General features: G+C 64.1%; 16 protein-coding genes. 9 read left to right on the forward strand and 7 right to left on the reverse strand.

All coding sequences use genetic code 11. The annotated features are described in order from the left end of the window. Nucleotides 1-99: 99 nt before the first annotated feature. The 3 genes from VGN72_09870 to VGN72_09880 all read right to left on the reverse strand — a co-directional run bounded on the left by VGN72_09870 (nucleotide 100) and on the right by VGN72_09880 (nucleotide 2,581). Nucleotides 100-858, reverse strand: coding sequence for a flagellar hook-basal body protein (locus VGN72_09870; GenBank protein HEV7299660.1), 759 nt, complete (start codon nucleotides 856-858; stop codon nucleotides 100-102). A gap of 125 nt (nucleotides 859-983) precedes the next feature. After that, nucleotides 984-1,202 (reverse strand): hypothetical protein, encoded by a 219-nt coding sequence (locus VGN72_09875; GenBank protein HEV7299661.1) that lies wholly within the window; start codon nucleotides 1,200-1,202, stop codon nucleotides 984-986. Between the two features lie 524 nt (nucleotides 1,203-1,726). Then, nucleotides 1,727-2,581, reverse strand: coding sequence for a hypothetical protein (locus VGN72_09880; GenBank protein HEV7299662.1), 855 nt, complete (start codon nucleotides 2,579-2,581; stop codon nucleotides 1,727-1,729). A gap of 258 nt (nucleotides 2,582-2,839) precedes the next feature. Here VGN72_09880 and VGN72_09885 point away from each other — a divergent pair, with 258 nt between their 5' ends. The 3 genes from VGN72_09885 to VGN72_09895 all read left to right on the forward strand — a co-directional run bounded on the left by VGN72_09885 (nucleotide 2,840) and on the right by VGN72_09895 (nucleotide 5,096). Further along, nucleotides 2,840-3,418, forward strand: a complete 579-nt coding sequence (locus tag VGN72_09885; GenBank protein ID HEV7299663.1) for a hypothetical protein — start codon at nucleotides 2,840-2,842, stop codon at nucleotides 3,416-3,418. 142 nt (nucleotides 3,419-3,560) lie between these two features. Continuing rightward, on the forward strand, nucleotides 3,561-4,397 hold the full coding sequence (locus tag VGN72_09890; GenBank protein ID HEV7299664.1) for a transglutaminase-like domain-containing protein: 837 nt from the start codon (nucleotides 3,561-3,563) through the stop codon (nucleotides 4,395-4,397). 246 nt (nucleotides 4,398-4,643) lie between these two features. Beyond that, a complete protein-coding gene (locus VGN72_09895; GenBank protein HEV7299665.1) occupies nucleotides 4,644-5,096 on the forward strand; it encodes a DUF1569 domain-containing protein in 453 nt (150 codons plus the stop codon). A gap of 164 nt (nucleotides 5,097-5,260) precedes the next feature. Here the strand turns inward: VGN72_09895 and VGN72_09900 are convergent, their stop codons facing one another. Further along, nucleotides 5,261-5,683 carry a polymer-forming cytoskeletal protein gene (locus tag VGN72_09900; protein HEV7299666.1) on the reverse strand — a complete coding sequence of 141 codons (423 nt, stop codon included), beginning with the start codon at nucleotides 5,681-5,683 and terminating at the stop codon, nucleotides 5,261-5,263. A gap of 94 nt (nucleotides 5,684-5,777) precedes the next feature. Beyond that, nucleotides 5,778-6,236: a polymer-forming cytoskeletal protein gene (locus tag VGN72_09905; GenBank protein HEV7299667.1), complete on the reverse strand. Its 459-nt coding sequence runs from the start codon at nucleotides 6,234-6,236 to the stop codon at nucleotides 5,778-5,780. Nucleotides 6,237-6,437: 201 nt separating this feature from the next. Between VGN72_09905 and VGN72_09910 the strand changes: the two genes are divergently transcribed. Both VGN72_09910 and VGN72_09915 read left to right on the forward strand, forming a co-directional pair. Next, nucleotides 6,438-7,091 (forward strand): acetyltransferase, encoded by a 654-nt coding sequence (locus tag VGN72_09910; GenBank protein ID HEV7299668.1) that lies wholly within the window; start codon nucleotides 6,438-6,440, stop codon nucleotides 7,089-7,091. Between the two features lie 189 nt (nucleotides 7,092-7,280). Beyond that, nucleotides 7,281-7,460: a hypothetical protein gene (locus tag VGN72_09915; GenBank protein ID HEV7299669.1), complete on the forward strand. Its 180-nt coding sequence runs from the start codon at nucleotides 7,281-7,283 to the stop codon at nucleotides 7,458-7,460. A gap of 81 nt (nucleotides 7,461-7,541) precedes the next feature. Here VGN72_09915 and VGN72_09920 read toward each other — a convergent pair whose 3' ends face one another. Together VGN72_09920 and VGN72_09925 are read right to left on the reverse strand one after the other, a co-directional pair. After that, entirely contained in the window at nucleotides 7,542-8,354 is an 813-nt protein-coding gene (locus tag VGN72_09920; protein ID HEV7299670.1) for a sulfite exporter TauE/SafE family protein, read from the reverse strand. Nucleotides 8,355-8,603: 249 nt separating this feature from the next. Beyond that, nucleotides 8,604-11,552: a phosphoribosylformylglycinamidine synthase subunit PurS gene (locus VGN72_09925; protein HEV7299671.1), complete on the reverse strand. Its 2,949-nt coding sequence runs from the start codon at nucleotides 11,550-11,552 to the stop codon at nucleotides 8,604-8,606. Nucleotides 11,553-11,939: 387 nt separating this feature from the next. Between VGN72_09925 and VGN72_09930 the strand changes: the two genes are divergently transcribed. The 4 genes from VGN72_09930 to VGN72_09945 all read left to right on the forward strand — a co-directional run bounded on the left by VGN72_09930 (nucleotide 11,940) and on the right by VGN72_09945 (nucleotide 16,695). Next, nucleotides 11,940-13,178, forward strand: coding sequence for a mechanosensitive ion channel family protein (locus VGN72_09930; GenBank protein HEV7299672.1), 1,239 nt, complete (start codon nucleotides 11,940-11,942; stop codon nucleotides 13,176-13,178). A gap of 328 nt (nucleotides 13,179-13,506) precedes the next feature. Continuing rightward, nucleotides 13,507-15,237, forward strand: coding sequence for a sulfite reductase subunit alpha (locus VGN72_09935; protein ID HEV7299673.1), 1,731 nt, complete (start codon nucleotides 13,507-13,509; stop codon nucleotides 15,235-15,237). Between the two features lie 206 nt (nucleotides 15,238-15,443). Further along, the gene (locus tag VGN72_09940; protein ID HEV7299674.1) at nucleotides 15,444-16,016 is read left to right on the forward strand and encodes an SIS domain-containing protein; all 573 of its coding nucleotides are present in this window, start codon (nucleotides 15,444-15,446) and stop codon (nucleotides 16,014-16,016) included. A 235-nt stretch (nucleotides 16,017-16,251) separates the two neighbouring features. Further along, nucleotides 16,252-16,695, forward strand: a complete 444-nt coding sequence (locus VGN72_09945) for a hypothetical protein (GenBank protein HEV7299675.1) — start codon at nucleotides 16,252-16,254, stop codon at nucleotides 16,693-16,695. Nucleotides 16,696-16,734 lie beyond the last annotated feature (39 nt).

A 16,734-nucleotide genomic window follows, 5' to 3' on the forward strand; every position in this document is an offset into this window, starting at 1 on the left:
AAGCCACCGCCCCATTGGTAATTGAGGCTTGGTCATTTGTTTGGCATTGGGACTTGGGATTTTGCTGCTTTGAACGTCACTGGGGCCAGCGATCAAACACTATCCGACCTTCCCGACCTCGTTGATCAACCGTCCGAGCGATTGATCCTGATACCGGATCAGATTCGCGTTGGCCTCAAGTTCGCGTTGGCATTCCATCAAGGCCGACAGTTCGCTGGCGGGGTCGACGTTGGCGCGTTCGAGCATGCCGATGCGCAGTTCGGGCGCAGCGGGCTTCAGGACGGCGTTGTCGGCGACACGGATCATGTTGCCGCCGGTCTTCATGATCTGGGAACGGTCGGTGATCTCGAAGATGCCGAGCCGTGCGATCGTCTCGCCGTCCTGGGTCACGGCGCCGTCGGTGGCGATGGTGGTCAGGCGGGCGGGGTCGAGGTCGATCGGCTGGCCTTCGACGTCCAGCACCTTGGCGCCACTGCCGGCCTGGATGAGGTGCCCCTCGCGGTCGACCATCAGCCGGCCGTCGCGCGTCAGGTGCTGTTTTCCACCGGTTTTCACGGAAAAGTAGCCCTCGCCCATGATGGCGACGTCCAGCGGCGCGTCTGTGGTTTCCAGTTCACCGGCCGAGGTGTCGATGCTGCTGGGCGCGATGAGCAGCCCGCCGGTGATCTTGTCGAGCATGGGGTCGGAGTAGGCGCCGGGCCGCTGGCCCGACTGCGATTCGGGCAGGCGTTCCATGAACAGCGCTAAATCGCGCTTGAAGCCGACGGTCTCACTGTTGGCCAGGTTGTTGGCGATCACGTCCTGCCGGTGCGAATTGGCCATCACGCCCGACGCCGAGAGGTACATTCCGTACAGCATAATTTTCCGTCTGAAATGCAGACCGACCCGCGAGGTGACGATCGGAAGCCCTCATCCCAAGGGCTCGCCACTTCTGTGACCAGTACCTTCAGGAGTTGGAAGCCCGACGCGACGTCGTGAGGTCCCTATTCAACCGGCTTACGTGCGGCACGGGACATGTCCCGTGCCGCACGATCCACCGGTGCGCCCGGCATGCCATCCGTGACAAAGCGTGGACCGGCTCCGCCGATCACCACCTGCCGGTGCGCGTTCTCATTCGGGGTCGATTGGCTCAGGTGCATCGCAACGGCCAAACGTGCAGCGTTCAACACGCGGGCACCCAGATCGTTCATCACCTGTTCCATTCAGTCGCTCCCAGAAAGTCTTCCCAGACCCGGAGTGACTAATACAAGCGGCGTGCCAATGTGGCGCCGGTGGTGTGCCAAAAGAGGAAATACGTGCGAAAAGCCTACGATTTCAGCGGATCTACGCTGATCCGGGAATTCTGCGGGCGATGCGGCTATGAACGAGATGGCGGGTGGAATAGCGCAGGACCTGCTTGAAGAGCGCAGTTCCTGCAGCGGGCAACACTGATCCCCACGAGTGCCATCCGGCCCCTCTCCCTGGTACGCCGGGAGAGGCTAGGTGAGGGTGATCCCGAATTGCAGACTATTCCGGAAACCAGAAATGCCCCTCACTCGAGGGAGTGCCCATGAAACCGAGCGTCCACTCAAATGACTCTGTCATCCCGAAGGGAGCGGTAGCGACTTGAGGGATCTCCCAATGGCGTGAATCGCTCGTCATTCGAGATCCCTCGGGTCGCTACCGCTCCCCTCGGGATGACAAACTTGGCTGGAACTGCCCAGGATGACGCATGGGCCATAAGCCCCTATTCATTCACCGCACTCACCGCGGCGCCGCTGGGCAAGGGTTGCTTGAGCTGCTGCATCATCGCCTGGCGCTCGGCGGTGTTCAGGGGCATGATCGTCAAGGCGGCGTTGTCGTTCAGCACGTCGAACTTCGTCACGCGCATCGGCACAGCGCCGCTGCCCCCGGGCCCGTTGGGCAGGAAGATGTAAGGGTCGGCCGGCTTCTGCGTCAGTCCCGCCAGCAGCATCTTGGCCATGCCGGCGACGACGGCCTTGTCGTTCACGGTACCGTCGGGGTTCAGCGCCGCCTCGCGCTGCCAGTTCACCAGCTTGCCGCGCAGGCCGCCCACCAGCTTCTCGCGGTAGCCGCTGTACATCGACTCGGGCATCGGCAGGTTGCCGCCCAGCACGCGCTCCAGGTCCAGGATGAGCTGCCCCTGTTCGTCGACGTGCGTCGCAAAGTGCAGGCTGACGACTGCGCCGAGGTCCTTGGCCAGCCCCGCGAGGATGATTCGGTCCTTCTGGAAGATGATCACCGGATCGCGCACGTACTTCTCGTAACCGGCCCGCCAGTCGTCCAGTTCGGCCCACTTTTCGATCAGGGAATTGATCTGGTCCTGCGAGAAGTCGACCACCATCGGTCCCGGTCGCGTGGTGGCGGGATTGGTCGCGCTGCGGACCTCGGCGACACGGGCGGACTGGGCGAACTCGCGGGCGCGAATGAGCTGGTTCTGCGCCTCCCGCGCCAGCGTCGCCCGGCGTTCGGGCGACAGGTTGGGCCGGGCGTAGAAATCGGGTGCTCGCCGAACGAGGTACATGCCGACCAACGCGACGGCGATCACGAGGATCGACAGCGTGATCAGAGTTCGCTTCAACCAGGTAATAGAGGTTCGTCGGCTCAAAGAGGTCCAATCGGCGCGGTGTGATCGCGATCCTACTCGAACGCCCGCAGTTCTCGCCACCACTAACGTGCGAACGATCGGCCCATCAACGATCGGCCCATCATTGATCGATTGCCCCGACAAGCGATACGAGACGCCTAGATTGCCGATCTTTGCCCGCGGCGCAGCCGTTTCCTGGCGCGTCAGGAGATTTCCCGTCCCGGTGGTGCGCGGGGTCGTTAAACTTGGGCTGTGCGTTCGGACGTTGCTCCCAACCTCGCCGCCGTCGAATACTGCCGTCAGGCCAGGCGGTTGCGGCACGCGTACGCCGGGCAACCCACGCGCATGCACCGCGCGCTACAGGCGTTGTCGCAACCCGCGCCAGCGCAGGTGCCCCCCACCTCCCGCCAGGCTGGCCGCTTTAGCGACCAGTTTCCCTCGTCGCGCCAGTACGCATCGCGCAACGAAACCTCAGACAGCGCCTCAACGCTTCCCACGCCCGTAACGGTCTGCCCAGCCGCGCTGCTCGGTGTTCCACCCGATCAGGAAGCCGCCGTCCGGCGATTCGTCGATCACGTGCGCGATTGCGTCGCGCGCGAGCCGCTCGTCAATCGGCACAGCCTGCTGCGGGTCGCGCAGCGGCTGCAGATCGGGCGATTCCACGCGAACCTCGTCATCGCGGCGGTCCTTCACGAACGGCCCGATCGCGTCACTGCGACACGGGTCAGCACCCCACCTTCCCACTGGTCGCTGCTTGCTGCAATCGCGGTCACGCAGGGCGCGCTGCTCAGTGTAATACTGTTTACTTATCGCTGGCTCATGACGCCCTGATCCTCGCTGGGCGCAAGACTTCCGTCGCACCACCCTCCTAAGATTGATCGCCACGACCTTCTACGGTCGCACTACGGCACGCCACGTGCATACGTAAGTGTGATGTACGAGGGAGGAATGGGACGAACCAAGGAGTTGCACCATGAAGCCACACATACCGCTCTGCTGCTCGCCAGTGGCGTTCGACCTGATGAGCCGTCAACTTGAAGATATTGAAGCGCCCGAGGCCCTACTGCAGGGTGCGATCGCGGTTGCGATGCACCAGGTGGATGAGGTCGACGGCGGCAAGATCGAGGAAATCCTGCAGGGCTATGCCGACATGATCCAGTCGCGCGTGCGCGGCCCACAGGAGCAGGCGCTGATCGCGCACATGCACGAGTTCCTCTTCGATGAGCTCGGCTTTACGGGCAATACCGAGGACTATTACAACCCGCTCAACAGCAACATCGCGGCTGTGCTGGAATCGAAGCGCGGGCTGCCGATCACGCTGGCACTGATCTACGTCGACGTCGCCCGTCGGCTTGGCCTGGATGCATGGGGCGTTGCGCTGCCGGGCCACTTCATGGCCGCCATTGCGACCAACGAAACGCTGATGCTGGTCGACCCGTTCGCCGGTGGCAAGCTGGTGACGAAGGAGGAGGCCCATGATCGCGTGAAGCTGCTGCTGGGTGACAGCGAGGAGTGGAGCGACGAGTACGTGCAGCCAGCGAGCAACCGCCACTGGCTGACGCGCATGATCCAGAACCTGCTGAACGTCTTCACGAACACGGGCCATTACGCCGACGTCGCCGCGATGTTGGAACTGGAAATCCTGCTCTGGCCGGAACAGCATCAACTTGAGCGCGATTTGGCGCTGGTGCTGGCCCGCTGCGGCCTGGCCCGGCCAGCGTCGAAGTTGCTCGACCAATACCTGCAGGCGAATCCCGATGACCCGCAGAAGAAGCAGTTGCAGCAGTTGCTGCAGGTGCTGGGGTCGTAGCGAATAGCGAAACTGCCCACGAATGGGCACGAAAGGAAGAGAAGGCCATCTGCCTCTTATCTCATTCGTGTTCCTTCGTGCCCATTCGTGGGCAATGCCTTTCGCCGCGCGTGAGGCAGATCGAAATCACCCTCACCTGGCCTCTCCCGGCGCTTGCGGGAGATGGACCGGAAGCAACTCGTACTTCCATCGTTTACACTCCTGGCGTTCTTGGTGGTTGAACGCACTTCCGTCTAGACTTGCGCCATGGAACGCCGCCCGCTGCAATTCACCACGTTGGACGATGCCGTGACCGATGCCCGCCACTTGTTCGAACGCGGCTATGACCGCGCCGGCAAGTGGAACCTGGCCCAGGTCTGCGACCACCTGACCAAGCTCATGACGATGAGCCGTGACGGGTTTGGCGAGACCGGATTTGGCTGGCCGCTGCGCCTTTTTGGCCGATTGGCGAAACCCCTGATCCTGCGGATGAAAACGATGCCAAAAGGCCTCGACGGCCCGGCGGCGTTCATGCCCGCTGCCAACCTCGCCGACGACGCCGCCGCGGCCGAAGCATTGGCCGATGCGGTGCGGCGCATCCTCGAACCGGGAGCGACGTTTCACCCGAGCCCGCTGCTTGGCAGGTTGACGCGGGACCAGTGGATCAGCATCCACAGGGTCCACGCGGCCCATCATCTGGGGTTCCTGGTCCCGCGATAATCGTTCTCGTAAGAGTGGATCGCGCGCGGACGATGGACCGTTAGCGCACAACCGTTCTAACCGCAGCAACGTTTAGCTGCGGGCTTGCCGGCGATTGACGGGGCTACATCGCGGGCAAGCCCGCGGCTAAACAGAGGAGGGTTGAGGGACGGCGCGGCCCGCGGTTACTTCGGCAGTTCGTTGGGGTCGCCGATCTTGTACTGGCCGTCGAGGATCGCGCCGGCGCCGACGGCCAGCGAGGGGGCGGTGACGTTGCCCTTCAGTTCCGAATCGGGACCGATCAACACCGGTCCAGTGCTGGTGACGTCGCCCTTCAGCTTCCCGCGGACGATCAACCCGCCGGCCAGCACGCGGTCGGTGATGACGTTGCCCTTCTTCTCGACCGTGACGATCCCCACCGTCTCCACGGCCCGGCGGGCCTCGTAGCCCTTGAACTGAAGGTCCTGCAGGTTCAGCGACTTGTAGCAGAACTTGCAGGTGACGGTCATCGCTTTGCGGCCGACCTCGTTGGTCTTGCCGCAGTGAAGGCAGACGATCGGGACGCGGTCGTCTGGCGTCGATGAGCCGTAGGAGGGAATGCGAGACATTGCGATTGCGGATTGTAGAGTGCAGAGTGCGGATTGAGAAAGCAGATTGTTGCATTCACAATCCGCACCCCGCAATCCGCACTCCGCAAAAACGTTACTTCAGCGGCTGACCCTGCAGGTTTGCCGGGGGCATGCCGGCGGCGTTACCGGCGGGCTGGCCCATCGGGGGGCGGGCCTGACCCATGTTACCGCCCTGCGGCGGGCGGTTCTTGATCGCTTCGGGGCCCACCGTCACGTGACCGGCGAACACTGCGCCTTCGTCGACCACCAGCTTGCTGGCGCGCAGATCGCCTTCATAGCGGGCGGTGGCCTTCAGCTCGATGCGGTCGGCGGCAGACAGGTTTCCCTTCACGTCGCCTTCCACGATGATCGCGCCGGCATCGACGTCGGCGCTCAGGCGCGCCTCGCGCGACACGTGCAGCCGGCCGGGCGTGTTGATCTTGCCCTCGAACTTGCCCTGCAGGCGCATGCCCTTCTCGAACGACAGCTCACCTTTGAAGTTCGCGTCGGGGCCGAGGACGGTCGGGAAATCGGTCGGGTTGGCTTCCGCCATGGGTGTGCCTCCTGCACGGGTGTGGATTCAATTCCAGGTTCTATCACTGGCTCACCTCGTCCCATCCAAAACGGAACGCGGCTCCAGTTGCGAGCGGATGATAGCCCGGCGAGCCATAAGGGGCAATTTTATCGGACGGCGAATCTCAGATGAAAATCGACCGCCTCCAGCCGAAGCGCCCGATCGTCCGATAACCGTTACATGGACACGCTGATCATCGGCGCCGGTGGGCATGGCAAGGTCGTTCTGGACATCCTGCGCGCCGCAGGGCTTCATCGGCCGGTGGGGTTTATCGATGCCGATCCGTCGCTGGCGGGAACGACCATTGGTGGGCTGCCGGTGCTGGGGGCGCCCAACCTGCTGCCAAAACTACGGCAGCAGAAGATTCGCGGCGCGATCGTGGCGATCGGGGACAACGCCGTGCGCGCATCCTACGCGGCCCGGTTGCTGGAACATGGGTTTGAGTTGATCAACGCGATCCACCCGGCCGCCGTGGTGTCGAGCAGCGCAACGGTCGGCCGGAACGTCGTGATCGCTGCGGGCGCGGTGGTATGCGCCGAGGCGACGTTGGCGGATTCGGTCATCGTCAACACGTCGGCGACCATCGACCACGAGTGCCAGGTGGCCGCCGGGTCGCACATCTGCCCGATGGCGGCGCTGGCGGGCCGGGTGCGCGTGGAGGCGGGCGCATTCGTCGGCATGGGCGCGAAGGTCATCCAGTGCCGTACGATCGGCATGCGCGCAATCGTGGGAGCCGGCGCGGTGGTCATCAGCGACGTGCCCGCGGGCGCGACCGTGGTCGGCGTGCCCGCCCGCGTGATCAAGACGATCGCTACAACCGGTTTTGCCGCGTGAACCGGCGCACATAGCCACCGGCTTGCCGGTGGTCTTCTCTGCTCTTAGGGGAACACAAAGAACACCCGCAAGCCGGTGGCTATGTGAGAATTCCCGCAAAGTCCCAGTTCTCCCGATCCGATAACGCTAATTGCCCGCGGCTAATTCGTGGCGTAAGATTGACTTAGCGGAACGACGACGGAGACGACTGTGACCTTGCTGACCTCAGAATCCGAAATCATCGCCCAGATCGAGCGCCTGGAGATGCACGCGCGCGACCTTCGGCGGCGCATCGAACACGTGCGCAACGAGGCCGACAAGCGCGTCCTGAACCGCCAACTGCAGGACATGGACGACGAGATCAAACGCCTGCGCCACCGCCTGCGGTAGCCCCTCGATTCGATACATTCTGATTCACACGTACCACGGGCGGCTCGCCCGTGTTTTTGTTTGTACCGTTCGCCGGCGGTATCACGTCCCGTATCGGTACGCGTAGATGTCCCGCAATCCCAGGTATAGCAAGTACCATCCCAGTACGAACGTGCCGATGTAGACGATGTTGGAAAACAGCCGGTCACTGATGCGCCGATTCAGCAGGTAGCCGATGGCCCCGCCCAGCAGGACCAGCGGCACGAATCTCACCGTCATCGACAGCGGCGCCGCGGTGAACTGCCCGGCCAACACGTAGGCGGATAGCTTGATCGTGTTCAACAGGAAAAAGTAGACCGCGCACGTGCCGACGAACGTCTGCCGAGGTGGCTTTTGCGGCAGCAGGTAGAGCGCGATGATCGGCCCCGCCCCGTGCGCCAGCGTGCTGCTGATGCCGGCGAACGCGCCGGTCAAATGGTTGTGCCACGGCTTGGGCACGTACACCGTCTCGCGGTCGCTCGTGAGCTGGCGGTACCAGTGCAGGCTGACGAGCAGGATCGATTCGAACCCGATATCGAGGTTGATCAGTGCCGCCGCCAGCGCCTTGTGCTGGTGGGCGAGGTAGAGGAACCATCCCCCCACCGCCACCCCGACAATGGTGGCCGGCAGCAGTTTTCGTACGAGGATCAGGCTGACGTGCTTCCGCTGTTGCGTGAGGGCGATGATGTCGCCGACGATCAGCAACGGCAGCATCAGGCCGAGCGTGGCCTCCGGGCCGAGGCCGGCCACGTCTTTGGTCGCCAGGGCCAGCGCCATGATCGGCACGACGATCAGCCCCAACCCGCTGCCGAAGCCGCTCTTGGTGATGCCGATCATCGCAGCGGCGATGCAGACGAGGAGCAGGCCGAGGGTCATGGGAGCTCAGAAATCAGAATGACCAAGTCCCAATGACCAACGAAGGACCGAGGACCAAATCCCAAGGCGGTCGCGTCGCGGCGTTGCGCTGCGCAGACTGTCATCCCGAAGGGAGCCTAAGGTGACCTGAGGGATCTCCCACGGCCGGCGGCGCTAGGCAGTTCGAGATCCCTCAGGTCGCTAAGGCTCCCATCGGGATGACAATTGACGCGAACCGGCCGTGCCGCGTGGGCAGGCGTTACCCTGTGATTACCAGTCCAACGTCCCCCGCCACGCCTTGGTCAGTTCCGCGACCGACACGTCCAGCCCATTACCCGCCTTCAACGTCGCATCGCTCGTCACCTTGCCCAGTGGCGTGATCGCCACGTCAGCGGTGGCAAAATGTTCCAGCAGCGCTGCGTTCGAGTCGGGCGACGCTTCAACCACGTACTGGCCGAGCCCCTCAGCGAATGGGTTGTTCCCCATCGCCTCAGGGCGAACGCTGGCCCCAAGGCCCGACGCAATCGCCATCTCGGCCACCGCGGTCAGCACGCCACCGTCGCTCACGTCGTGCACGGCCGCGAAGTAACCCTTGGCGTTGGCGGCCGCCACGGTGCGGTGCAGGTGGGCCAAATCGGCCAGCTGGGCGTTGGCCTTCGGGGCGATCAGCATCAGCGTCGCGTCGGCCGACTTCAGGTCCATCGTGACGGCGTTGCGCACGTCGTCGACGATGCCGATCGCGCTGATCAGCAGCGTGTTGGGGATGCGCAGCACCTCGCCGGTCTCGCTGTTGGTGAACTGGTTGTGCAAACTGTCCTTGCCGCTGATGAACGGGATGCCGTAGGCCAGTGCCGCATCGCGACACGCCTCGCAGGCGGCCACGAGCGTGCCCATGGTCTTCTCGTCGTCGACGCTGGGCCAGCAGAAGTTATCGAGGATCGCGGTGCGGTTCGGATCGGCTCCAACGCAGACGACGTTGCGCACGGCCTCGTCGATCGCAGCGATCGCCATTTGGTACGGGTCTTGAACGGCCGGCGCCATGCCGTTGCCGATCGCCACGCCCTTCATGCTCTCCAGCTTCGGCCGAACGACCGCGGCATCGCTGGGGCCGATCTGCTGCGGGCCGATGAGCGGCTTGATCGCGCTGCCGCCCTGCACTTCGTGGTCGTACTGGCGGATGACCCAGTGCTTCGACGCGACGTTGGGGTGGGCAAGCGTACCGAGGAGCTTCGCTTTAACCGTGGCATGGGCGTCTCGCCCATGCATATCAGCAGGAGAAGAAGTTTTATTTTTGGCTGCCGCTTCGGCCGAGTTGTCGCCACCAATTGTGTTGCTCGACTTCACCGCGAGCATGGGCGAGACGCCCATGCCACGGCGCAAGACCGTCGCCTTGCGCGTGGGCATGGGGATACCGTCGTGGAGGAAGGCCATGGCGATGCGGGCGACCTCGTTGCCGTTGTAGTCCAGGATCAATTGCCGGTCGTCGGTGCCGAAGGTGCCGATGACGGTCGTCTCGACGTCCTCCAGCGCGCTGATCTCCAGCAGTTCCTTCACGTGCTCCTGCGGCACACTCAGCACCATGCGCTCCTGCGCCTCGCTGATCCAGATCTCGTCGTACCGCAGACCGGCGTACTTCAACGGCACCTTGCCCAGCTCGACGAACGCGCCGGTCTTCTCGCCCATCTCGCCGATGGCGCTCGATAGCCCACCCGCGCCGCAATCGGTGATGCCGCTGAACAGCCCGCGGTCGCGGGCCTGCAAAATCACGTCGGCCATCTTCTTCTGCGTGATCGCGTTGCCGATCTGCACGGCGTGCGAGAACTCATCCGCGTGCGTGTCGGTCAGCTCGGCCGACGAGAACGTGGCGCCGTGGATGCCGTCGCGGCCCGTGCGCCCACCCATCACGACGATCGCATCGCCCGCCCGGGCGGCCTTCGTGATCTTGTCGCGGGGAATCAGCCCCACGCAGCCGCAGAAGACCAGCGGATTGCCGAGATAGCGGTCGTCGAAGTAGAGCGCGCCGTTCACGGTCGGAATGCCCATCCGGTTGCCGTAATCGCGCACGCCCGCGACGATCTGCTGCAGCACGCGCTTCGGGTGAATCACGCCCTTGGGCAGCGTTGCGATTTGCGACCGGCGATTGGCGGTTGAAGAGGCGGCGTCGGGGTAGGCCACGCAGAAAACATCGGTGTTGGCCACTGGCTTGGCGGCCAGGCCGGTGCCCATGATGTCGCGAATGCAGCCACCAATGCCGGTGGCGCTGCCGCCGTAGGGTTCAATGGCGCTGGGATGGTTGTGCGTTTCGACCTTAAAACAGACGGCGTCCTTATCGTCGAACGCGATCACGCCGGCGTTGTCTTTGAACACGCTCAGGCAGAAGGGGTTCTTTTCCTTGCCAATCAGCTCCTGCGTGCTGTTAAAGATCGTTTCCTTGATCAGGTTGCCGTACCGCCGGCTGCCGACGGGCTTGCCCGATTCGTCGACCTCGGTCACGTCGACGGCGCTCTTGAGCGTCTTGTGGACGCAGTGCTCGCTCCACGTCTGGGCGACGGTTTCCAGCTCGGCGTCGGTCGGCTCGCGGTTCTGTTTGCGGAAGTAGTCCTGAACGGCCTTCATTTCCGTCAGCGAGAGGAACAAGTGCCCCTCACGGCTGAGCTTGGTCAGACCTTCATCGGTCAGCTCGCGGATGTTCACGTGCTGCAGCTTGAACGTGTAGTCGTGGCCCTTCTCGAATCTTTCAGGAACGTAGGCGTCGAAGTGGACGCTCTCGATGACGCCGTTGGCCAGCACGCGGGAGGCAATGTGGTTCAGCTGGGCCTTGTCCACCTTACCGTCGATCACGTAGGCCCGGCCGGTGCGCACGGCCACCTGGCCCACGCCCATGTCGCGCAGCGCGCGCTCGGTGGACGAGGCGACCGGGTCCATCACGCCGGGCTTTAAGTGGATCTCGATGCGGCTCTTAGCGGCGTCGTGACCGTTGGAGGTGGTCATCACGTCCGCCGACTCCACCACCGGATCGGCCAGCAGGTTGGACGCGGCCCTGGCGACGGTGTCGCGGTCGGCGTCGGTGTCGATCAGGAAGATGCGCGAGGTGTCGATCGAGCCGACCTCGGCCCCAAACTCACGAATTTGCTGGCGGATGGACTCGCCCACAGGGTCCAACGCGGCCTGGCCCCCACGGGCCGCTGGGGTGGTGCGGACGTCGATGCGGTAGATCATGCGCCGATTGTAGCGACGTGCATGACGAAGGGTAGAGGAGCGCGGAGTGCGGAGTGCGGAGTGCGGAGTGCGGAGTGCGGAAAAATGCTATGCCGCCAACGGTGTCATCCCGATGGGAGCCTTGGCGACCTGAGGGATCTCGATCGACGGACGGTTCTCGGCCGTGGGAGATCCCTCAGGTCGGCAAGCCTCCCATCGGGATGACACGTTGCTGATTAACGCAGGAGTTTCGTCCGCCAGCCTTTCGGCTCCGCAGTGGATGCCAAATGGTGCCAGCGGGCATGCGCTGCATGTCACCCACCTTCCACCGCCCCGCCTCGCGCCCACACCCGCTTTCGTCAGAAAAACCCCTTGTTCGATCTCCCTCGTCGGGTTAGTACCCGTTCTATGTTCTCCATTCTGGCCCAAGCCGACCCGACCGCTCCCCCCGCCGCCGACCCCGTCGCCGCAACGCCGGCACAGCAGGTGACGGATTCGCCCGAGTTTGGCAAGCTGCTCGAGCGGCTCGACCTCGATACGACGATCACCGATACCCCCTGGACCGGCTGGATGATCCTGCTGATCGCGATCTTCCTCGGCCTGCTGATCGGCAAGGTGCTGCACTTGGCGGCCCGTGGGCTGGCCAAGCGAAGCGAGAACCGCGGCTGGCAGTTGTACGGCACCATCTTTGCCTCGGCGGCGGGGCCGGTTTACCTGTGGGTGCTGGCGGCGGCGCTGGCGATCGGGCTGGCGCCGGTCTCCCTGTCCGACCCCGTCCGCGACTTTGCCAAAGGGGTGCTGAAACTGCTGATCATCATCGCGATCGGCTGGTTCCTGTTCGAGGTCGTCGCCGTCGTCGACCTCGTCCTGCGCAGGTTCATCCGCCATGGGGGCTCGGCGCTGGAGACGCAGATCGTCCCGCTCGTCCGCAAGACGCTGCGGCTGTTCCTGGTCGTCATCTTCATCCTGTTCACGGCCCAAAACGTCTTCGGGGCCGACATCGGCGCCTGGCTCGCCGGCCTGGGCATCGCCGGTTTGGCGGTCTCGCTGGCTGCGCAAGATTCCATTAAGAACCTGTTCGGTTCGCTGACGATCTTCCTCGATAAGCCCTTCGCGGTCGGCGAGCGCATCGTCTTCGACGGGCACGACGGCAACGTGGAGGAGATCGGCTTCCGCAGCACGAAGGTGCGCACGCTGCAGGGGGAGTTCGTAACCATCCCCAACGCCCGCATGGTCGACGCCAGCGTGAAGAACATCGGCCGTCGGCCGTTCATCCAGCGCATCGCGATCATCAACCTGACCTACGACACCCCGCCCGAAAAGATGCAGCTGGCTTTGTCGATCGTGCGCGAGATCGTGACGCTGCCCGAGATCGCCAAGGGGTTCAACCTCGAGAAGAACCCGCCGCGCGCCTACTTCGATGAATTGGCGTCGGCGAGCCTGAACCTGAAGGTCTACCTCTGGTACTTCCCCGGCAGCGACTGGTGGGGCTACAGCGAAATGCTTCAGCAGTTCAACTTTGAGGTTTTGCGGCGGTTCAACGAAGCCGGGTTGGAATTCGCCTTCCCGACGCAAACCCTCTACCTCGCGGGTGACCCGAATCGACCGTTGAATGTGGGTGTGGAGCGATCGCAGGCGGAGCAATAAGCAGGCAAGGCGGGCGGAGTCCGGTCCCTCTCCCGGTACGCCGGGAGAGGCTAGGTGAGGGTGATTTCGACCCGTCGAGAACCGTCAGCAGCTCAAAATCACCCTCACCTAGCCTCTCCCATGAGTACATGGGAGAGGGACCGGAGCAGCCCCTTCGCGGCCGCCTTCGCGCCATCGGGCCTTCGCGTTCTCTTCCAAACCACCCTCACGCCATTTTTTCGATCCTCGTCTGGTCGTCCGGCGATATTTGCCGTATCCTTAAGAGAATCAACCACCGGCGGGTCATGCCGACCGCCAGACGCGGAATATGCTCGACAGGATGAATGAGATGAGTGCCCCGCTCGTACCGGACGACGCCCCGTTCAACGAAGCCCAGCGTGCCTGGCTCAACGGTTTCCTCACCGCGGTTTTGGCCGCGCGTGGTCCTGCTGTAGCCGCCCCCAGCGCGGTGGCGCAACCGGCCGAGTCGTCCAACGGTGCCAGATCGTCCACCCCCAGCGTTGCCGCCACCCCTGCCGCGGCGCCCGTGGTTCAGGCCCCCGCCGCCAGTGCGGAAACGCAACTCGAGTCGCAATCGGGCGCCGTCGCCGTTGCTGACGATGAAGACGAGGCCGACAGCGGCGACTTCCCGTGGCACGATCCTGCTCTGGAGATGGACGACCGCATGTCGCTGGCTGAGGGTCGCAAGCCCGAACGCCAGTTGATGGCGGCCATGGCGCAGTTGGATTGCGGCTCGTGCGGCTATCTCTGCCAGACCTACGCCGAGGCGATCGCTTCCGGTGTCGACAGCGACATCACCAAGTGCTCGCCCGGTGGCCGCGAGACGACCAAGAAGCTGAAGGAGCTCGTCACCACGTTGCGCATCGGTGAGACCACCGTCAGCGTCGCCGGTCGGTCGGCCGAGCGGTCGGACGTGGCGGTGAACACCGAGTTCAACGATGGTTCGTACAACGCCCGCCTGCTGCGCACCCTTCGCCTGAACGGCGAGGGTTCGGAAAAAGACGTACGTCACATCGAAATCGACCTCCGTAGCACGCCGCTCACCTACAAGGTGGGCGATGCGCTGGGCGTGACGCCCGAGAACTGCTCGGACGCCGTCAGCGATGTGCTGGACGTGCTGGGCGCCACCGGCGCCGAGGACGTGCCGGCCCACAACGGTGGCAGCCTGACCACCAGCCTGCGCGAGGCGCTGCTGCACCAGCGGATGATCTCGAAGATGACCCCCGACCTGATCGAGTTCCTCGCCGACGTTGCGACGAACCCACAGGACGCCGGGCGGCTGCTGAACATGCTGGTCGACGAGACCGGCGCCCCGCTGGAAGGCGTGGAGCTGATCGACATCCTGCAGCAGAACCCCTCGGCCCGGCCCAGCCCGGCCGAGCTGGTCGACAACCTGCCGTTGCTTCGCCCACGGCTGTACTCGATCTCGTCGTCGCCGTTGGCCCATCCGGGTCAGGTGCATTTGACGGTGGGCGTGGTGCGCTTCAAGAACCGCCACGAGCGGCAGTGCAAGGGCGTAGCCTCGTCGTTCCTCGCCGAGCGCGTGCGGCCGGGCCAGAAGATCCGCGTGCACGTCCACGCCAGCCTGAAGTTCGGGCTGCCGCCGGACCTGGAGCGCGACATTATCATGGTGGGCCCCGGCACGGGCATCGCGCCGTTCCGGGCGTTCCTGGAAGAGCGCAAGGTGTTGAACGCCCCTGGCCGCAACTGGCTGTTCTTCGGCGATCAGCGGGAACAGACCGACTTTCTGTACAAGGACGAGCTGCTGGCGTTCCAGAGCGACGGCGTGCTGAGCCGCCTCGACACCGCCTTCAGCCGTGACACCGCCAAGAAGGTCTACGTGCAGCACCGCATGCGCGAGAACGCCGCGGAGCTGTGGAACTGGCTGGAGAGCGGCGCCAGCTTCTACGTCTGCGGCGACGCGAAGCGGATGGCGAAGGACGTCGATTTGGCGCTAAAGCAGATCGTCGCCGAGCAAGGCAAGATGCCCAAGGCCGACGCCGAGGCGTACGTCGCCCAGATGACCAAGGACGGCCGGTACCAGCGCGACGTGTACTAGACGCGGCAACCGCTGTGTCCGCTCCGACCGTAGCATGGGCGTCTCGCCCATGCTCTCGATGGGGCCAGAAGATATTGTTTGAGTCCGGGCCGCTTGGTCGAAGCGGTCTGCCACTAATCGTGACGCTGGTTCTATCTACAGGCATGGGCGAGACGCCCATGCTACGGTGAAGGCAAACGCGTCCGTATCTTTCAGTTTCCCTCAGGATGCCCGACTCACTCCTCCAAGCCAACATCGTCGCGCTGATCGACTCGCTGCGAGCGACGAAGTCCCTCGCGCCGCAACTGGCCATCGCCGCGGAGATGATCTGCGAAGCCCTGAAGGACGGCAAAAAACTGCTGACTTGCGGCAACGGGGGCAGCGCTGCCGACGCGATGCACATGGCGACCGAGTTCGTCTGCCGGTATGTAGACGACCGCCGGGCCTATCCCGCGATCTCCCTGAACGCCAGTGGCAGCGATCTGACCGCCATTGGCAACGACTACGCGTTTGAAGAGATCTTCGCCCGCGGCGTCTCGGCGTTCGGCCTGCCGGGCGACGTGCTGGTCGTCTTCACGACCAGCGGCAAGAGCCGCAACATCGAGAAGGCCATGGCCGTCGCGAAAGAACGCGGCCTGCAAACCATCGCCTTCCTTGGCCGCGACGGTGGCACCGCCAAGGGCCAGGCCGATGTGGAACTGCTGGTCCCCGGCACCCTGTCGGCCCGCATTCAAGAGGTCCACAAGCTGTTGCTGCACACGCTGTGCGAGTTGGTAGAGCGGGAACTGCCGAAGGACTAGATAGTCAAACCCCTGCCGGCCAGCAACCGATGTCATCCCGAAGGGAGCGGTAGCGACCTGAGGGATCTCGACCGACTGACGGTGCGGCCGCGGGAGATCCCTCAGGTCGCTACCGCTCCCCTCGGGATGACAAATAAATCTGTTCACGCGGTTCCTGCTTCCATCAAATTCCGTGAAACGTTTTGCCGCGCCACGGATGAAGCGTAAGATAGGTAGAGACGCAACCCTTCCACCCATGACCTTCCCGGCCAGCAAAATCATCTCGACGCTCGTCGCCAGCTGGATGCTGGTCGGGTGCCTGTTGTGCTCGTGCGTCAACGCCGCCATCGCGGCCGCGGCGGACGTGCCGGTGGCCGTGCCTTCAGGGGTGGTGGGTGAGATGGGTGACGACCACGCCTGCTGCCCCACGCAGAAGCCGGTCGAACTGCCCTGCCATTCTTCGTCCGATCCGAACGACGCTTCCGATTGCGGAACCTGCCCCGCCATGTCGGCCAAGATCGCCCCCGCGACCGCCGACGTGAGCGCCGCGAAGGTGTTGCTATCGCCATGGCAGTTTGAAGCCGCTTTCGCGCTGCCCGAGATCATGCCGGTCGCGTCACCCGTTTCCGCGATCACCGATGATGATCGCCCCCGCTCGCTCGCCACGCCTTTGCAGATGAAGTGCGCCCTGCTGTTGTAGCCCCCCCTGCGCACGCTCGTTCGTATCCCATTGATTCTG

The organism is Tepidisphaeraceae bacterium (assembly GCA_035998445.1).
Taxonomy (GTDB): domain Bacteria; phylum Planctomycetota; class Phycisphaerae; order Tepidisphaerales; family Tepidisphaeraceae; genus DASYHQ01.

Coding starts and splice junctions, on each gene's coding strand:
- VGN72_09870 (HEV7299660.1), bottom strand. CDS start 858: ATGCTGTACGGAATGTACCTCTCGGCGTCGGGCGTGATGGCCAATTCG.
- VGN72_09875 (HEV7299661.1), bottom strand. CDS start 1,202: ATGGAACAGGTGATGAACGATCTGGGTGCCCGCGTGTTGAACGCTGCA.
- VGN72_09890 (HEV7299664.1), top strand. CDS start 3,561: ATGAAGCCACACATACCGCTCTGCTGCTCGCCAGTGGCGTTCGACCTG.
- VGN72_09895 (HEV7299665.1), top strand. CDS start 4,644: ATGGAACGCCGCCCGCTGCAATTCACCACGTTGGACGATGCCGTGACC.
- VGN72_09900 (HEV7299666.1), bottom strand. CDS start 5,683: ATGTCTCGCATTCCCTCCTACGGCTCATCGACGCCAGACGACCGCGTC.
- VGN72_09905 (HEV7299667.1), bottom strand. CDS start 6,236: ATGGCGGAAGCCAACCCGACCGATTTCCCGACCGTCCTCGGCCCCGAC.
- VGN72_09910 (HEV7299668.1), top strand. CDS start 6,438: ATGGACACGCTGATCATCGGCGCCGGTGGGCATGGCAAGGTCGTTCTG.
- VGN72_09920 (HEV7299670.1), bottom strand. CDS start 8,354: ATGACCCTCGGCCTGCTCCTCGTCTGCATCGCCGCTGCGATGATCGGC.
- VGN72_09925 (HEV7299671.1), bottom strand. CDS start 11,552: ATGATCTACCGCATCGACGTCCGCACCACCCCAGCGGCCCGTGGGGGC.
- VGN72_09930 (HEV7299672.1), top strand. CDS start 11,940: ATGTTCTCCATTCTGGCCCAAGCCGACCCGACCGCTCCCCCCGCCGCC.
- VGN72_09935 (HEV7299673.1), top strand. CDS start 13,507: ATGAGTGCCCCGCTCGTACCGGACGACGCCCCGTTCAACGAAGCCCAG.
- VGN72_09940 (HEV7299674.1), top strand. CDS start 15,444: ATGCCCGACTCACTCCTCCAAGCCAACATCGTCGCGCTGATCGACTCG.
- VGN72_09945 (HEV7299675.1), top strand. CDS start 16,252: ATGACCTTCCCGGCCAGCAAAATCATCTCGACGCTCGTCGCCAGCTGG.